Origin of the sequence: Amycolatopsis cihanbeyliensis, from assembly GCF_006715045.1 — a bacterium.
GTDB lineage: Bacteria > Actinomycetota > Actinomycetes > Mycobacteriales > Pseudonocardiaceae > Amycolatopsis > Amycolatopsis cihanbeyliensis.
Genome location: NZ_VFML01000001.1, coordinates 2472032 through 2487627 on the forward strand (window position 1 = coordinate 2472032; position 15596 = coordinate 2487627).

The window sequence follows — 15596 nt, forward strand, 5'->3', positions numbered from 1 at the left end:
CGTGCGCTGGTTCCAGCATGGACGACGACGTACCGGCATCGGTCGGCTGGGAGTGCTCCTGCTCGCCCTGCTGGGCGGTGGGCTGCTGATCGCTCCGGCCCACGCGCGGGCCGGCACGGCGTCCTGCGAGGACATGGAGTTCCCCGTGTCCGTCCTCGGACTGCCGTACACGATGTCCGGCACCCTGTGTGTCCCGCCGGACGAAGCGGGCACGGTGCAGGTACTCATTCCCGGCGGCTTCTACAACAGCACGTACTGGGACATCCCGGTGGATCAGGAAACCCGCTCCTTCCGCCGCGCCATGAACGAGGCGGGGTACGCCACGCTGACCGTGGACCGGCTGGGCACCGGGCGCAGTTCCGCGCCACCCAGCGCCGTGCTGACCGCGATCACCCAGGCCAACGCCGTGCACCAGGTGGTGCGGTCGCTGCGCACCGGGACGCGGGGGCCGCGGTTCGAGAAGGTGATACTGGGCGGACACTCGCTCGGCTCCGCCATCGCGATCATCGAGGCGGGCATCTACCACGACGTGGACGGCGTGCTGGTCACCGGCATGGCACACCGGCTCAACCTGACCGGCCTGCTGCCTGTCTTCACCACCTTTGTCCCGGCCGTACTCGACCCCGCCTTCAGTGGCAAGGGGCTGGATCCTGGCTACCTGACCACCATGCCCGGTACCCGGTTCGGCTCGCTGCACGAGCCGGGACCCTACGTCGACGCGGTGGCGGCGTTCGAGGAATCCACAAAGGACGTAGCGGCCCCGACCGAGCTGGTCGACGCCGCCTTGCTCGGCACGGTGACGCCGTTCACCCTGCTGGTCGATGTCCCGGTGCTCACCGTCATGGCGTCCGAGGACCCCACCTTCTGCGGGCCGCTGGCCACCGACTGCGGCTCGGCGGAGGCGTTGCTGCGGTCCGAGCGGCCGTTCTACTCCCCGGCCGCTCAGCTCCAGGCCCATGTCGTTCCGGGTTACGGGCACTCGCTCAACTACTCCACCAACGCACCCCGGTACCACGACACCGTCGTACGGTGGGCGGACCAGATGATCGGCGGTTAGCGGTTCACCGCGGTCCCGCGCCCGCCGGGCGGTCGGTGGCCCAGGGCTGGATCTCCTCGACCAGCTTGGCCACCGCGAGCACCAGGTCGTCGGAGTGCCGCGGCCCCACGATCTGCAGGCCGACCGGAAGTCCCTTCGAGGTGAACCCGGCCGGCACGCTGATCGCGGGCTGCTGGGTCATGTTGAACGGGTAGCTGAACCGGGCCCACTGCGGCCAGCTGTCCAGCCCGCTGCCCGGCGGCACGTCGTGCCCGGCTTCGAACGGCGGGATCGGGACGGCCGGGGTGATCAGCGCGTCGTAGCGGGTGTGGAACTCGCCCATCTGGATGCCCAGCGCAGCGCGATCGGCCATCGCGCCGAGGTAGTCGCTGGCCGAGTAGGTGTGTCCCTGCTCCCACACCGTGCGCAGGCCGGGGTCGACCTTCTCGGCAGCACCCTCCGGGAAGGTGTCCAGCCACTTCGCGGCTCCGGCCGACCACAACACGTCGAACGAGTCGATGGGGTCGGTGAACCCCGGGTCGGCCTCCTCGATCCGTAGCCCCGCCTCGCTCAGCGCGGCTACGGTGGTCGCGATCAGCTGGGCCACCTCCGGGTCCACGTCGACATAACCGAGTGTGGGCGAGAACGCCACGTTCAGACCGCGCACATCGCGGCGGACCGCCTCGCGGTAGGTGGAGAGCGGAGGCTGCAACGCGTTGGGGTCGCGGTAGTCGGGCAGGGCGAGGACGTCCAGGATGAGCGCCGTGTCGTCCACCGACCGTGCCATCGGGCCCGCGTGCGCGAGTGCGCCGAACGGGCTGGCCGGGTAGAGCGGGATCCGGCCCCCGGTGGGCTTGAACCCGACGATGCCGCAGAAGGAGGCGGGAATCCGGACCGAGCCGCCACCATCGGTGCCGACGGACAGTTCTCCCATGCCCGCCGCGACCGCGGCCGCGCTGCCGCCGCTGGACCCACCCGCGGTGAGCGCGGTGTTCCACGGGTTGCGGGTGATGCCCTCCCGCGGGCTGTCGGTGACCGCCTTCCAGCCGAGCTCGGGGGTGGTGGTCTTGCCGAGCAGCACCAGGCCGTGCTCCCGCATCCGCGCGGTGACCGGGCTGTCCACCTCCCAGAACTGGTCGGCCTCGATGCAGCGGGAACCGCGCAGTGTCGGCCAGCCCTGGGTGAGGAACATGTCCTTGATCGAAGCCGGAACCCCGTCCAGCCAGCCGATCGGGTTGCCCTCGCGCCAGCGTTCCTCGGAGCTCTTGGCCTGTTCCAGCGCCACCTCCTCATCGACGAGGCAGTACGCGTTGTACTGGTCGTCGCGCTCCGCGATCGTCTCCAGCGCGGCCGTGGTGGCCTCGACCGGAGACAGCTCGCCCGAGCGGTAGGCCACGACGAGCTCGCTCGCCGTGAGCAGGGTGCTGGTGTTAGCTGGCATCTCTCTCCTCAGCCCCGGGCGAACCCGACGGAACATAGCCCAACTGCTTGTCCACGACGTTACGAAGCGGCTGCCCGGTACGCCACCGCTCGTAGTTGTCCGCGAACACCTCGACCAGCGTGTTACGCCAGCCGACGAAGTCTCCCGACATGTGTGGCGAGATCAACACGTTATCCATCGTCCACAACGGACTCTCGGCGGGCAGCGGCTCGGTGTCGAAGACGTCCAGGGCCGCGCCCGCGATCCGCTCCGCGCGCAACGCCTCGACCAGATCCCCGGTGACCACCAGCTCGCCGCGACCCACGTTGATGAAGCGGGCCGTGGGCTTCATCGCCGCGAAGGCATCGGCGTCGAAGACACCCTTGGTCTGCTCGGTCAGCGGGGCCACCGCGACCACGTAATCCGCCTCGGGCAGGTGGTCGGTCAACTCCGCCGAGGCGTATACGGTGCCGAAGTCGGGATCGGACTCGCGGGCCCTGCGGCCGATCCCGGCCACCTTCATGCCCGCGGCCCGCAACATGACGGCGATCGCCCTGCCGATCGGTCCGGTGCCCATCACCAGCGCGGTGCGCCCGGCGATCCGGTCGGTCTCCCGGTGCAGCCAGCGGATCTCGTCCTGCAGCCGCAGCGACCGGGCGAAGTCCTTGGCGAAGGCGAGCACCACGCCCAGCACGTACTCGGCGATCGAGTTGTCGAACACGCCACGGGAGTTGGTCAGCACCACCTCGCTGTCCCGCAGCCCGGGGAAGAGCACCGGGTCCACCCCCGCGCTGGCGATGTGCAGCCAGCGCAAGCGGTCCGCGGCGGGCCAGGCGTCGGGCACGGCGGCGGAGAGGAAGTCGTAGACGAACAGCGCGTCCGCGCCGGGCAGCGCCTCGGCCAGCCCGTCCTCGCGCGTGTAACGCACCGTGGCCGTACGCTCGATGCTGTCCATGTCCGGGGGGCGTTGCTCACCGCAGAGCACCACGAGCACAGGGGAATCCGCGCCGATCACGTTGACACGGTATGAGACTCTCGTATGATTGTCAACAATCCGAGGAGTTCCCCGGAGGCACGCCCTTCAGATGCGCCCGGAGGCTGAGCCTTGGATTTGTCGGCACTGGACATCCCCTCCTTCGAGGGGCCGCTCGCGCAACGTGGCATCGGCGTGATCGCACCGTTCGACCTCGCGCTGGAGCGCGAGCTGTGGCGCTGGGTCCCGATGGAGGTGTCCCTGCATCTGGCCCGCACCCCCTACGAACCGGTGCCGGTCAGCATGGAGATGGCGCACCTGGTGAGCAACAGCCAGCACCTCGCGGCCGCGACCAGGGACGTGCTGCACGTGGAACCCGAGGTGGTCGCATACCTGTGCACCTCGGGCAGCTTCGTGAACGGGATCGATTACGAACGCTCGCTGTGCAAGGCCATCTGCGATGCCGGCGCGCCGGACGCGGTCACCACCTCGGGCGCACTGGCCGAGGTGCTGCAGCAGCTCGACCTGCGACGGATCTCGGTACTGACGCCATACGACGCCGATCTCACCGGCAAGCTGCACGAGTTCCTGGCCGAGCTCGGGGTGCGGACGGTCTCCAGTGACCACCTCGGCCTCGGCGGCGGCATCTGGAAGGTCAACTACCGCACCATCGCCGAGCGGATCATCGCGGCCAACCACAGCGATGCCGAGGCGATCTTCGTCAGCTGCACGAACCTGCCGACCTACGACCTGATCGAACCGCTGGAGACCGCGCTGGGCAAGCCGATCCTCACCGCGAACCAGCTCACCATGTGGGCCTGTCTCAAGCGGATGAAGCTCCCGGTCGTCGGTGCGGGGGAATGGCTTCGCGAGGTGTCTTGACGGTTTCTAGTAGGATTGTCAACAATCCGACGGGAGGTCTCCATGGCTGAGCAGGCTGAGCCGCAGCGGACGATCGGCTTCATCTACCCCGACCACGCGGCCGAGGACGACTACCCGCTGGCCGAACGGCTGCTCGGCGACGAGGTGCGGCTGCCGGTGGCGCACATCTACGGCACCGACCTGCACGCCGTGGAGGAGCTGCTCGACCTCGGTAAGCCGGAGCGGCTCGCCGAGGGCGCCCGGCTGCTGGCCCCTCGGGAGCCGGACGCGGTGGTGTGGGCCTGCACCAGTGGCAGCTTCGTCTACGGCTGGAAGGGCGCCGGCGAGCAGGCCGCCGGGCTGTCCGCCGCCGCCGGAGTACCCGCCACCAGCACCTCGTTCGCCTTCGTGCGGGCGGCGCGGGCGCTGGGTCTGCGCCGGGTGGCGGTGGCGGCGAGCTACCCGGACGAGGTGGCGAAACTGTTCGTGGAGTTCCTCGCCGCCGGCGGGATCGAGGTCGTGTCCATGTCCAGCCAGGACATCGACACCGCGGCGGAGGTCGGCAGGCTGAGCCCGGAGGCCGTGGTGGACCTCGCCGCCGCGCATGACCACCCGGACGCCGATGGCCTGCTCATCCCGGACACCGCCATGCGCACCCTGGCGCTGGTGGACACCATGGAGGAACGCATCGGCAAGCCGGTGCTCACCGCCAACCTGGTGACCATCTGGGAGGGCCTGCGGTTGGCAGGCGCCGCGCGGGCCGCCGGCGGACTTGGCGCGCTGTTCCGCATCCCGCCCGCCGAGATCCCCGCGGAAGGCGAGTGATCATGCCGCTCGCCGACATCGAACCGGTCAACCGGGAGTCCACCGCGGGGATCATCGCCCGCCAACTCCGGGACGCGATCATGAACGGCTCGCTGCCGCCCGGCACCCAGCTCGGGGAGACCGAGCTGGCCGCCCGGTTCGAGGTGTCGAGGGGTCCCCTGCGGGAGGCGATGCAACGGTTGGTGTCCGAAGGGCTGCTGCGCAGCGAACGGCACCGCGGCCTGTTCGTGATCGACCTCGAACCGGACGATGTGTACGACATCTACACCGCCCGCTCGGCGATCGAGCGAGCGGCCGCGATCAGGGTCATGCACGGCGACCGGGAGCAGGCGGCGACCCTGCTGGACGAGACGGTACAAGCCATGGCGGCCGCCGCGGACGAGGACGACCCCACAGCACTGTCCGAAGCGGACCTGCGGTTCCACGAGGCACTGATCGAGGCGTCCGGCAGCAGGCGGTTGGTCCGGATGGCCCGCACCCTGCTGATCGAGACGCGTATGTGCCTGTCCCTGTTGCAGCGCACCTACCAGCACGTGGACGAACGAGTGGTCGAGCACAACCGGATCATCGAGGCCATCCGCGAGGGCGACCAGGAAACCGTGCTGACCTTGCTGGAAGCGCATATGGAGGACGCCGTGCAGCGCCTCGCCCCCGGCACCCCGCTCCGCCAGTAATCCACGCCCGCGTTTGCCGCCCACATCCGCGTGTTTGCCATTCCCGCGCACGCGTTGGCCATTCATATACGCGAGTTTGCTGCTCACGTAACCGTGTTGGCCATTCATGTAGGCGAGTTTGCCGTTCGCGTTGGCGAGTTTGCTGTTGGCGTTGGCGAGTTTGCCGTTCGCGGGGGGTCGGTTTGAGGGGGTTGCGGGTGGCGGGGGCGGTTGTGGTGCGCGTTTCGGGCACGCCTTCGGCGCGCCGTGAGGCACTGGCGCACCCCCGCATCACCCCTGGCAAAACTGCTCACCAGCGCCAGCACCCCACGGAACGACACTCCCCACCCCGCCCGGCCACCCCGGCCGTTTCGAACGCACATTCGGGTGAAAACCGATCAGTAACACCACATCCCCCTCGAGTATTTCGATATCATTGGGGGCGTGGAGAGATACCGTTCCGATTCACATACGGATCCCCGGACGACGACAGAACCCATAGTACACTGTATCTCTGAGAGCCTGTTCCTGAACTGATCTTGGTCGGCTGGGGTCGCTGCGGAGGTGAGAAGGGACTCCTGGTAGATCGGGTGGTGTCTAGTCAACCGTCCTACCGAGGAGTCCCGGGTGCCATCGTGCCCGAGTTCGTCGGTCCCCTTCGCGCGGGGTCGACAGTGCTGTCTGTTGGCCACCACGCACCGCCCTTCGCTCAGGTCACGGCGTTATCCGTCGGACATGACCGACGCTCAGTGGGCTACGATCGAACCATTGTTGCCGAAGCCGGGTTGGCTGGGCGGCAGGGGTGGTCGCCGTGCGAAGCACTGTCGGCGCGAGATCGTCGACGCGATCCTGTACGTGGTCGACAACGGCATCAAATGGCGGGCTCTGCCGGCTGATTTCCCGCCATGGTCCACGGTGTACAAGCACTTCGCCGCGTGGGAACACCACGATGCGACCCAACATCTACTCGATGCGCTACGCGACCGGGCCCGGCTGACCGAAGGCCGCCGGGCCGCGCCAAACGCCGGGATCATCGACTCGGCCTCGGTCAAAGCCGCCGACACCGTCGCATCCGGCAGCCGCGGGTTCGACGCGGGCAAGAAGATCAACGGCCGCAAACGGCACATCGCCGTAGACACCGTCGGCCTGTTGATCTGTGTGTTGGTCACCAGCGCCGACGTCCAGGACCGCACCGCCGCCAGGAACCTCCTGGCCAGGCTGCGCTACCTCTGCCCCAGCGTGCGGCACCTGTGGGCCGATTCCGGCTACACCGGCACCCTGATCGACTGGGCGAGAACCCTGTTCGGCATCAGCATCGAGATCGGACCGCTACCCGAGCAGCGCGCCGGTCAGGCTCGCCGCCCCAGCGCTGCCGATGGCGATACCCCAGCCGACCGGCCCCAGCGGGGTGCAGCCGAAGAACCGGCTCAGGCCCGGCGTCTGGATGGCCAGCCCCAGCACGGCGGCCGAACCGAGGCCGGTGGCCACCACCGAGACACTGCGGCCGCCGGTGAACATCGTCTGCCCGAGCTGCGTGCCGACCAGCGCGGCCAGCGCCACCGTGCCCGCGCGCCGCCTGCGACCCGTCAGCCTTGCCAGCCACCAGGCCAGCGAGGCACCGGCCGCGGTGGTCCCCGCGCGCAGGGCGATCTCCCTGCGCAACGCGCCGCCGAGCGAGTTCTCCGGCCCCTCCCGCAGCAGATCCTGCACGGCACCGCCGTCCGGCCTGCGCAGGGCGATCGCCAGCGCCGGCGCCAGGTCGGTGAGCAGGTTCACCAGCAGGAACTGCCGCGCGGTCAGCTGCGAGCGCCCCGTGGTCAACGCGCCGAGCACGCTGAACGTGATCTCGCCGAGGTTCCCACCGAGCAGCACCCCCAGTGACTCGCGGACCGAGGCCCACATCGCCCTGCCCTCCACCAGGGCGGCAATGATCGTCTCCAGCCGGTCGTCGGTCACCACCACGTCCGCCGCCGCCCGCGCGGCGGGCGTGCCGCGGGCGCCCAGCGCGATCCCGACGTCGGCGAGCCGGATCGCCGGGGCGTCGTTGGCACCGTCACCGGTCATCGCCACGGTGCGGCCGAGTCCCTGGTACGCCTGGATGATCCGGACCTTCTGCGCAGGGCTGCACCGGGCCACCACGTCCACCCGCAGCAGCCGCTCCGCCAGCGCCTCGTCGTCCAGCTCGTCCAGTTCGGGCCCGGTCACCACGTGCAGGCCGCCGTTGCCGGGGTTGACCTCGTCCGCGATCGCCTCACCGGTGGCCGGGTGATCCCCGGTGATCATCACGATGTGCACCCCGGCCTCGCGCAGCCGCGCCGCGGCGGGGGCGGCACTGCCGCGCACCGGGTCGGCGATCGCCACGAACCCGCGGAAACGCAGCTCGGCCACCCGATCGTCCTCCGCGGGCTCGCCCTCGGCGACCGCGAGCACGCGGTGACCCGACTCGGCGAGCTGCTTCATCCGTGTCGTCAAGCGTTTGCGCTCCCCGCCGTCGATCGCGCAGCGCGGCAGCACCGCCTCCGGCGCGCCCTTGACGCTCAGCAGTGGTCCGCTCGCCGACTCCCCCACCGCCGCGTGGTAACCCCGCGAGGGTTCGAACGGGATTTCCCGCACCAGGCGCCAGCGCTCGGCCCCGGACTCCGGGGGCACCCCGGCCCGCGCGGCACCGGCCAGCACGGCCCGATCGGTGGCATGCGGCAGGTCCTCGACCCGTTCCGCGGCCGGGGTGGCACGCAGCGCGGCCGCGAGCACCCGCCGCGTGCTCTCGCCCAGCGCGGTGATCCGGTGCCGGGACCGCCCGTCGTCCACCTCGCTGACCGCCAGCGTGCCCTCGGTCAACGTTCCGGTCTTGTCGAAGCACAACACGTCCACCCTGCCGAGCGCCTCGACGCTGCGCGGGTTGCGCACCAGCGCGCCGTGCTCGGCCAGCCGCCGTGCGGAAGCGAGCTGCGCGGCATTCACCAGGAACGGCAAACCCTCGGGCACCGAGGCCACCGCCAGGTTCACCGCGGCGGACATGCTCTCCCGCAGCGGCACCCGGTGCAGCAACCCGGCGCCTGCCACGGCCCCGGCCGAGCCCAGCGCCAGCGGCATGCTGTTCCTGGTGAGCTCGGCAAGCCGCTGCTCGACGCCCGCACGCGGCGCCCGCTCCCTTGCCAGCGCCATGCCGCGACCCGCCTCGGTGTCGTCGCCGACCGCGACCACCACACCTACCGCGGTGCCGGCCGCGACCGTGGTGCCCTCGTACAGCATGGCGGAGCGTCCGGCGATCTCCGCGGCCACCACCGGCGCGGGATCCTTGGCAACCGGAAGGGACTCGCCGGTCAGCGCGGACTCGTCCTGCTCGAGACCGTCGGCCTCGAGCAGCCTGCAGTCGGCGGGCACCACGTCTCCCGCGGCCAGCAGCACCACGTCCCCCACGACCAGCTCGTCGGCGCTGAGCGTGCGTTCCCGGCCGTCCCTGCGGACGTGCGCGGTGACCGCCGAGCGGTTCAGCAACTCGGCCAGCTCCCGGTCCGTCCGCACCTGCTGGATGCTGCCCAGGAACGCGGAAAGGCCGGTCACCCCGGCGACCAGCGCGGCGTCCACCGGCGAGCCGACCGTGGCCGAGAGCGCGGCACCACCGGCCAGCACCGGGGTGAGCGGGTTCGCCAGCTCGGCGAGGAACGCGCTGCCGAGGCTGGTCCCCCGCGCGGCGACGGTTCCTCGCTCGCGGGCGCGCTCGCGGACCGCGGCGCCACCGAGTCCCTCGGCACTCGTGTCGAGCTCCCGCAGCACCGCCTCGGCCGGCATCAGGTGCCATCCCGCCGTACTCGGGCCGGCTTCGGCCGTTACCTCCGGTGGCCGCAGCCGCCGGGCGTGCCGGTGCCCGTTGGCCATCGCGACGGCGGCCCCGGCGTTGACGGCGCGCATACCGCGTGCCGCCGCGCCGCCCCGGGCCCGGCCGCCCTGCAGGGCGCTGATCGCGCCGACCCCGGTGGCCACCTTGGCCAACCGGACGTCCTCGGCGCCGAGCCTCCGGGCCGCATCCGCCGCCTCGACCAGCAAGGCGGCGGCATCCAGGTCCTCGCCGAGGAGCAGGTGCGCACCCCACGGCCGCCGCGCGTCCGCGGGATACACCCCCAGACCGCAGTCGGCGGCCCCCAGCGCCGCGCGGTCGCCGGAGACCAGCAGTACCACCTCGCCCTCGGACCGCAGTTCCCGGACCGTGGCGGCCATGTCGGCACCGGCGGAGGGCCGCAGCACCGGCAACCCGGTGCGGCGGGCCGCCGCGGTCACGGTGTTGACCCCCGAAGCCTGCTCGGCGGTGAGGGAGAGCACGGCTTCCAACCGGTCGCCGTCGGCGAGACCGAGCACCGCGGCGGGATTCCCGCGTTCCAGCCGGGCACGCTCCCTGGCCCCGCGCCTGCCACGCAGCTCGAGTTCGTCCAGCGGCCCCAGCGTCCAGCCACCGCCCTGTCGAACCGCGTGCGGGCCGGCCGGATCGAACAGCCGCCAAGTCTGCTCGGCCACCGCCTTCGGATCGCTTCCGGCGAGCGGCACCAGGTCGGCGGGCATCAGGCGACCGGTGCCCAGGGCCCGCTCGTCCAGCACCACCGTGCTGATCCGGCCGAGCTCGCGCAACACCGACCGGTTCATCACCAGCACGCCGCGCCTGGCCAGCACCCTGCCGAGGTGGGCACCGAAGGCATCCTGACCGGCCCGCGTCGCCTTGGGCAACGCGGCCAACCCGAACGCGGCCGCGCGCCGGGGGCCGACGAACGGGACGGCGGCGGTCGCCACGATGCCACCGAATCGCATGGCGTCGCGCTCGTAGGCATCCTGCGGCGACTCCGGTACCGAGGCTGCACGCTCGGGCGCCACCGGGACCACCTCGGGGCCGTCGACCAGCCGCTCCTGCGCGGCCCGCCAGGCGCGCTGATGCTCGCGGGCCTCTCGCCACTGCTCGACGCGCTGCGCGGCGTCCAGCAGCGTGCCCTCGCCACCGGAGGCGAAACCCTGGGCCAGCGCGCCCGCGATCGAGGTCGCGGAGTCGGCGCGCTCCCGGCCGCCGGCCCGTTCGGCCAGCCACGCACGTAACCGGGGATGGTGGTCGGCCACCGAGGGCAGGGCGGCCAGTTCGGTCGGGACCGGTGCCCACGGCAGGAGCCTGGTCAGCATCGACAGCCCGAAGCCCGCGAGGTCCCCGGCCAAGGTGGACACCAGGTAGGTGCCATGGAGGCCGTCCGAAGGGTGGTGCGAGTCCTCGGTGCACTCGGCCCGCTGGGTCGGACGTGGCCCGGTCAGCGGGGACAGCGCGAGCCCGGTGAGCTCGCGGGCCGTCCCCGCCGCCGCGCCGAGGGCGAACAGTGGTCCCGGAATCCGCGCACCCAGTAGTTTCATCGGCCGAGGATGCCCGGAACCGGGCCGGATTATGCGGGAAGGCTCAGCCGAGTGCGGCCGCGATCGCCGAGCCGAGTTGTGCCGTGGTGGCGGTTCCGCCGAGGTCCGGCGTGGCCACGGCTCCCTCGGCGAGCACCTTTTCCACGGCGGTGGTGACCGCGTTGGCCGCACCCGTCCGGCCGAGGTGTTCGAGCAACATCGCACCGGTCAGCACCTGCGCGACCGGGTTCGCGATGCCCTGGCCCGCGATGTCCGGCGCGCTGCCGTGCACGGCCTCGAACATGGAAGGGAACTCACCCGGTGGGTTGATGTTGCCGGAGGGTGCCATGCCGAGGCCACCCGTCACCGCGGCGGCGAGGTCGCTCAGGATGTCCCCGAACAGGTTCGAGGCGACCACCACGTCGAGGCGTTCCGGCTGCTGCACCATCCGCGCGGCGAGCGCGTCCACATGGCACTGCTCGCTCGCCACGTTGGGGTACTCCGCGGCGACCTCGGCGAAGATCTCGTCCCAGTACGGCATCGAATGGATCAGCCCGTTGGACTTGGTGGCCGAGCACACCCTGCCCTTGCGGTTGACCGCCAACTCGAAGGCGTACCGGATGATCCGCTGCACACCGACCCTGGTGAACACCGACTCCTGCAGCACGAACTCGCCGGGTTGCCCGGTGTTGTGGCGTCCACCGATCGCGGAGTACTCGCCCTCGGAGTTCTCCCGGACGATCACCATCTCGAGTTCCTCGGCCGAGCGGCCGGCCAGCACGCTGGTGGTTCCGGGCAGCAGCTTCACCGGGCGCAGGTTCACGTACTGGGCGAACGCCCTGCGCAGCGGGATCAGCAGGCCCCACAGGGAGACGTGGTCGGGCACACCGGGGAAGCCCACCGCGCCGAGCAGGATCGCGTCGAAGGGCGCGAGTTGCTCGACCCCTTCGGCCGGCATCATCGTGCCGGTCCGGCTGTAGCGCTCGCAGCTCCAGTCGAACTCCGTCCACTCCAGACCGAATCCGTGCAGCTCGGCGGCCCGGTCGAGCACCTTGCGCGCCTCGATCGTGACGTCGACGCCGATCCCGTCGCCGGGGATGCCGGCGATGCGATAGGTGCTCACAGGCTCACCGCGATGTACTTGGTCTCCAGGAACTCGTCGATCCCCACGGTTCCGCCCTCGCGACCGAGGCCGGACTGCTTGATCCCGCCGAACGGCGCGGCCGGGTTCGACACGATGCCCTGGTTCAGGCCGATCATACCGGCCTCCAGCCGCTCGGACACCCGGAAGGCACGCTTCACATCGCCGGTGTAGAGGTAGCTGACCAGCCCGTACTCCGTGTTGTTGGCGGCCAGCACCGCGTCCTCCTCGGTGTCGAACACCGAGATCGGCGCCACCGGCCCGAAGATCTCCTCGTCCGCGAGCTTCGCGTCCGGCGGCACGTCGGTGAGCACGGTGGGCTGGTAGAAGTTCCCCGGACCGTCCACTGTGGCCCCGCCGGTGAGCACCCTGGCTCCCCGCTGCGCGGCGTCGTTGACCAGGCCGCTCACCTTCTCGACCGCCGCCTCGTCGATCAGCGGGCCGACCACCACACCCTCCTCGGTGCCCCGGCCGATCGGCAGTGCCGCCATCCGCTCGGTCAGCCGGCGGGAGAACTCCTCCACGATCCCGCGCTGCACGTAGAAGCGGTTGGCCGCGGTGCAGGCCTCACCGATGTTGCGCATCTTCGCCTGCATCGCGCCGTCCAGCGCGGCGTCCAGGTCGGCGTCGTCGAACACCAGGAAGGGCGCGTTGCCGCCGAGCTCCATCGAGGTGCGCAACACCTTGTCCGCGCACTGTTCCAGCAGCTTGCGCCCGACCGAGGTGGAGCCGGTGAAGGACAGCTTGCGGGCCCGCCCGTCGCGGATGATCGGCTCCATCACGCCACCCGAGTCGGTGGTGGTGAGCACGTTCAGCACCCCGTCCGGCAGGCCGGCGTCGGCCAGGATCCGGGTCAGCGCCAGCATGGAAAGCGGCGTCTGCGCGGCGGGTTTGATCACCATCGTGCACCCGGCCGCGACCGCGGGCCCGATCTTGCGGGTGCCCATGGCCATCGGGAAGTTCCACGGTGTGATCAGGATGGACGGCCCGACCGGCTGCTTGGCGACCAGGAAGCGGCCACTGCCGTTCGGCGCCACCGCGTAGCCGCCGTCGATCCGCACGGCCTCCTCGGCGAACCAGCGGAAGAACTCGGCGGCGTAGGTGATCTCGCCGCGTGCCTCGGCCAGCGGCTTGCCCATCTCCAGGGTCATCAGCAGGGCCAACTCGTCGGCGCGGGCCATCAACGCCTCGTAGGCCCTGCGCAGGATCTCCCCGCGTTCCCGCGGCGGATGGTTCGCCCAGTCCGCCTGCGCGGCGACCGCCGCGTCCAGTGCGGCGATGCCGTCCTCGGGGGAGGCATCGGCGATCTCGCACAGCACGCCGCCGGTCGAGGGGTCGTGCACGGGGAACGTCTTGCCGCCCGCGGCCTGGGTCCACTTGCCGCCGACGAACAGCTCCTTGTCGACCGTCTCGACAACGCTGGCTTCACTGGGCTTTGGGTTCATCCACCTGACTCCTTGTTTGCGCCGGTCCAGCAGCCATGCTATGCATATTGTCAACAATCTACAAGGCTGGCATCCCCGGCCAGTTAGGAGCACCGCTGCCATGGCACAGCTGTCCCCCCTGCTCAAGCAGGCCACCCCGGTCGTCGTCGACCACGGCGAGGGTGCCTACCTCTACGACGTGGACGGCCGTCGTCACCTCGACTTCACCGCGGGCATCGGGGTGACCAGCACCGGCCACTGCCACCCGAAGGTGGTCAGCGCGGCGCAGGAGCAGGTCGGCAAGCTGATCCACGGCCAGTACACCACCGTCATGCACAAGCCGCTGCTCGAGCTGACGAGGCGGCTCGGCGAGGTACTGCCGCGGGGGCTGGACTCGCTGTTCTTCGCCAACTCCGGCAGCGAGGCGGTGGAGGCCGCGCTGCGACTGTCCCGGCAGGCCACCGGCCGGCCGAACGTCGTGGTGTTCCAGGGCGGCTTCCACGGCCGCACGGTGGCCGCGGCCTCGATGACCACCTCCGGTACGCGGTTCGGCGCCGGGATCTCCCCGCTGATGGCCGGGGTGCACGTGGCCCCGTTCCCGCACGCCTACCACTACGGCTGGGACGAGCGCACCGCCACCGAGTTCGCCCTGCGGGAGCTGGACTACCTGTTCGCGACGATGAGCGCGCCGAACGAGACCGCGGCCTTCTTCATCGAACCGATGCTCGGTGAGGGCGGTTACGTGCCGGCCAACCCGGAGTTCCTCGCCGGGCTGCGCGAGCGCGCCGACGAGCACGGCATCCTGCTGGTGATGGACGAGATCCAGACCGGGTTCGGTCGCACCGGCCGGTTCTGGGGGCACGAGCACTTCGGCGCGCGGCCGGATGTCGTGCTGATCGCCAAGGGCCTGGCCAGCGGCTTCCCGCTGTCCGCCGTGGCGGCCTCCGAGGAGCTGATGGGCAAGGCGTGGCCGGGCTCGCAGGGCGGGACCTACGGCGGTAACGCGGTCGCCTGCGCCGCGGCGCTGGCCACCCTGGAGGTGATCCAGGAGGAGGGCCTGGTGGAAAACGCGGCCGCCAGGGGCGCGCAGTTGCTCGGCGGGGCGCGCGCGATCGGCGAGAAGACCGCGGCCATCGGCGATGTGCGCGGGCTGGGCCTGCTGGTCGGGTCGGAGTTCACCACGCCGGACGGCAAGCCGGACAACGCCACCGCGCAGGCCGCGCAGAAGGCCGCCGCCGAGCGGGGACTGCTGCTGCTCACCTGCGGCGCCTACATGAACGTGGTGCGGATGATCCCGCCGCTGGTGGTCAGCGCCGAGCAGATCGACGAGGCACTGGAGATCTGGGCCGACGTCGTGCAGTCGGTCGCGAAGTAACCGAGAGCTGGGGAGAGACGCGTGGCCCGCTACATCACCATCACCCTGGACAAGCGCGGGGTGTCCTGCCGCGCCCGGCTGCTGGAGGCCGAGGCGCCGCGCACCTGCCGGGCGGTGTGGGACGCCCTGCCGCAGAGCAGCTCGGCCTACCACGCCAAGTACGCCCGCAACGAGGTGTACACGCTGGTGCCGCCGTTCGCCGAGCCCAAGCCGGGCCGGGAGAACCCGACGGTCACCCCGATTCCCGGGGACGTGGTGTACTTCGGCTTCGAGGCATGGGAGATCGGCAACCCGGCCTACGGCTACGAGGACGGCAGCGAGGCGCACAGCGCGTCCGGCGCGACGGACCTGGCGATCTTCTACGGCCGGAACAACCTGCTGATCAACGGGGACGCCGGTTGGGTGCCCGGCAACGTGTTCGCGACGATCACCGAGGGTCTGGAGGAGATGGCGGCGGCCGCGCAGGACCTGTGGCTGCGCGGCGTGGAGGGCGAGACGCTGTCCTTCGCCCGCGCCGAGTAGGCCGC

Annotated in this window: 11 protein-coding genes and 1 pseudogene; 7 read left to right on the forward strand and 5 right to left on the reverse strand. The window is 71.0% G+C overall.

Annotated elements, in window-relative coordinates; translation table 11 throughout:
- Position 1: 1 nt before the first annotated feature.
- Positions 2-1057 carry an alpha/beta hydrolase gene (locus FB471_RS10900; RefSeq protein ID WP_246076344.1) on the forward strand — a complete coding sequence of 352 codons (1056 nt, stop codon included), beginning with the start codon at positions 2-4 and terminating at the stop codon, positions 1055-1057.
- A gap of 4 nt (positions 1058-1061) precedes the next feature.
- Here FB471_RS10900 and FB471_RS10905 read toward each other — a convergent pair whose 3' ends face one another.
- Together FB471_RS10905 and FB471_RS10910 are read right to left on the reverse strand one after the other, a co-directional pair.
- Complete coding sequence (locus FB471_RS10905; RefSeq protein ID WP_141997468.1) at positions 1062-2477, reverse strand: amidase; 1416 nt, start codon at positions 2475-2477, stop codon at positions 1062-1064.
- A complete protein-coding gene (locus tag FB471_RS10910) occupies positions 2467-3471 on the reverse strand; it encodes a D-2-hydroxyacid dehydrogenase (protein ID WP_170220775.1) in 1005 nt (334 codons plus the stop codon). The genes FB471_RS10905 and FB471_RS10910 overlap by 11 nt, the downstream gene beginning before the upstream one ends.
- A gap of 90 nt (positions 3472-3561) precedes the next feature.
- On the opposite strand from FB471_RS10910, the gene FB471_RS10915 reads away from it, so the two are divergent.
- From FB471_RS10915 to FB471_RS35920, 4 genes and pseudogenes are all read left to right on the forward strand, one after another.
- Positions 3562-4311 carry a maleate cis-trans isomerase family protein gene (locus tag FB471_RS10915; RefSeq protein ID WP_141997470.1) on the forward strand — a complete coding sequence of 250 codons (750 nt, stop codon included), beginning with the start codon at positions 3562-3564 and terminating at the stop codon, positions 4309-4311.
- Positions 4312-4353: 42 nt separating this feature from the next.
- Positions 4354-5115 carry a maleate cis-trans isomerase family protein gene (locus FB471_RS10920; RefSeq protein WP_141997472.1) on the forward strand — a complete coding sequence of 254 codons (762 nt, stop codon included), beginning with the start codon at positions 4354-4356 and terminating at the stop codon, positions 5113-5115.
- Positions 5116-5117: 2 nt separating this feature from the next.
- The gene (locus tag FB471_RS10925) at positions 5118-5789 is read left to right on the forward strand and encodes a GntR family transcriptional regulator (protein ID WP_141997474.1); all 672 of its coding nucleotides are present in this window, start codon (positions 5118-5120) and stop codon (positions 5787-5789) included.
- 714 nt (positions 5790-6503) lie between these two features.
- Positions 6504-7079 (forward strand): annotated as a pseudogene (locus tag FB471_RS35920) (IS5 family transposase); the annotation flags it as partial.
- 18 nt (positions 7080-7097) lie between these two features.
- On the opposite strand, the gene FB471_RS10935 reads toward FB471_RS35920, so the two are convergent.
- Genes FB471_RS10935 through FB471_RS10945 form a run of 3 tightly spaced genes read right to left on the reverse strand, consistent with a single transcriptional unit; the run spans position 7098 to position 13715 of the window.
- The gene (locus tag FB471_RS10935; RefSeq protein ID WP_141997486.1) at positions 7098-11150 is read right to left on the reverse strand and encodes a cation-translocating P-type ATPase; all 4053 of its coding nucleotides are present in this window, start codon (positions 11148-11150) and stop codon (positions 7098-7100) included.
- Positions 11151-11193: 43 nt separating this feature from the next.
- On the reverse strand, positions 11194-12252 hold the full coding sequence (locus FB471_RS10940; protein ID WP_141997493.1) for a tartrate dehydrogenase: 1059 nt from the start codon (positions 12250-12252) through the stop codon (positions 11194-11196).
- Positions 12249-13715 (reverse strand): NAD-dependent succinate-semialdehyde dehydrogenase, encoded by a 1467-nt coding sequence (locus FB471_RS10945; RefSeq protein WP_141997495.1) that lies wholly within the window; start codon positions 13713-13715, stop codon positions 12249-12251. Before FB471_RS10945 ends, FB471_RS10940 begins: the two co-directional genes overlap by 4 nt.
- A 100-nt stretch (positions 13716-13815) precedes the next feature.
- On the opposite strand from FB471_RS10945, the gene FB471_RS10950 reads away from it, so the two are divergent.
- Together FB471_RS10950 and FB471_RS10955 are read left to right on the forward strand one after the other, a co-directional pair.
- Entirely contained in the window at positions 13816-15069 is a 1254-nt protein-coding gene (locus FB471_RS10950) for an aspartate aminotransferase family protein (RefSeq protein WP_141997497.1), read from the forward strand.
- A gap of 21 nt (positions 15070-15090) precedes the next feature.
- Entirely contained in the window at positions 15091-15591 is a 501-nt protein-coding gene (locus tag FB471_RS10955) for a DUF3830 family protein (RefSeq protein WP_141997498.1), read from the forward strand.
- The last annotated feature ends 5 nt before the right edge of the window (positions 15592-15596 follow it).

What these genes read in the sequence shown, in the direction of transcription:
- FB471_RS10925 (WP_141997474.1), top strand. Translation starts at nt 5,118, where the DNA reads ATGCCGCTCGCCGACATCGAACCGGTCAACCGGGAGTCCACCGCGGGG.
- FB471_RS10920 (WP_141997472.1), top strand. Translation starts at nt 4,354, where the DNA reads ATGGCTGAGCAGGCTGAGCCGCAGCGGACGATCGGCTTCATCTACCCC.
- FB471_RS10950 (WP_141997497.1), top strand. Translation starts at nt 13,816, where the DNA reads ATGGCACAGCTGTCCCCCCTGCTCAAGCAGGCCACCCCGGTCGTCGTC.
- FB471_RS10935 (WP_141997486.1), bottom strand. Translation starts at nt 11,150, where the DNA reads ATGAAACTACTGGGTGCGCGGATTCCGGGACCACTGTTCGCCCTCGGC.
- FB471_RS10905 (WP_141997468.1), bottom strand. Translation starts at nt 2,477, where the DNA reads ATGCCAGCTAACACCAGCACCCTGCTCACGGCGAGCGAGCTCGTCGTG.
- FB471_RS10945 (WP_141997495.1), bottom strand. Translation starts at nt 13,715, where the DNA reads ATGAACCCAAAGCCCAGTGAAGCCAGCGTTGTCGAGACGGTCGACAAG.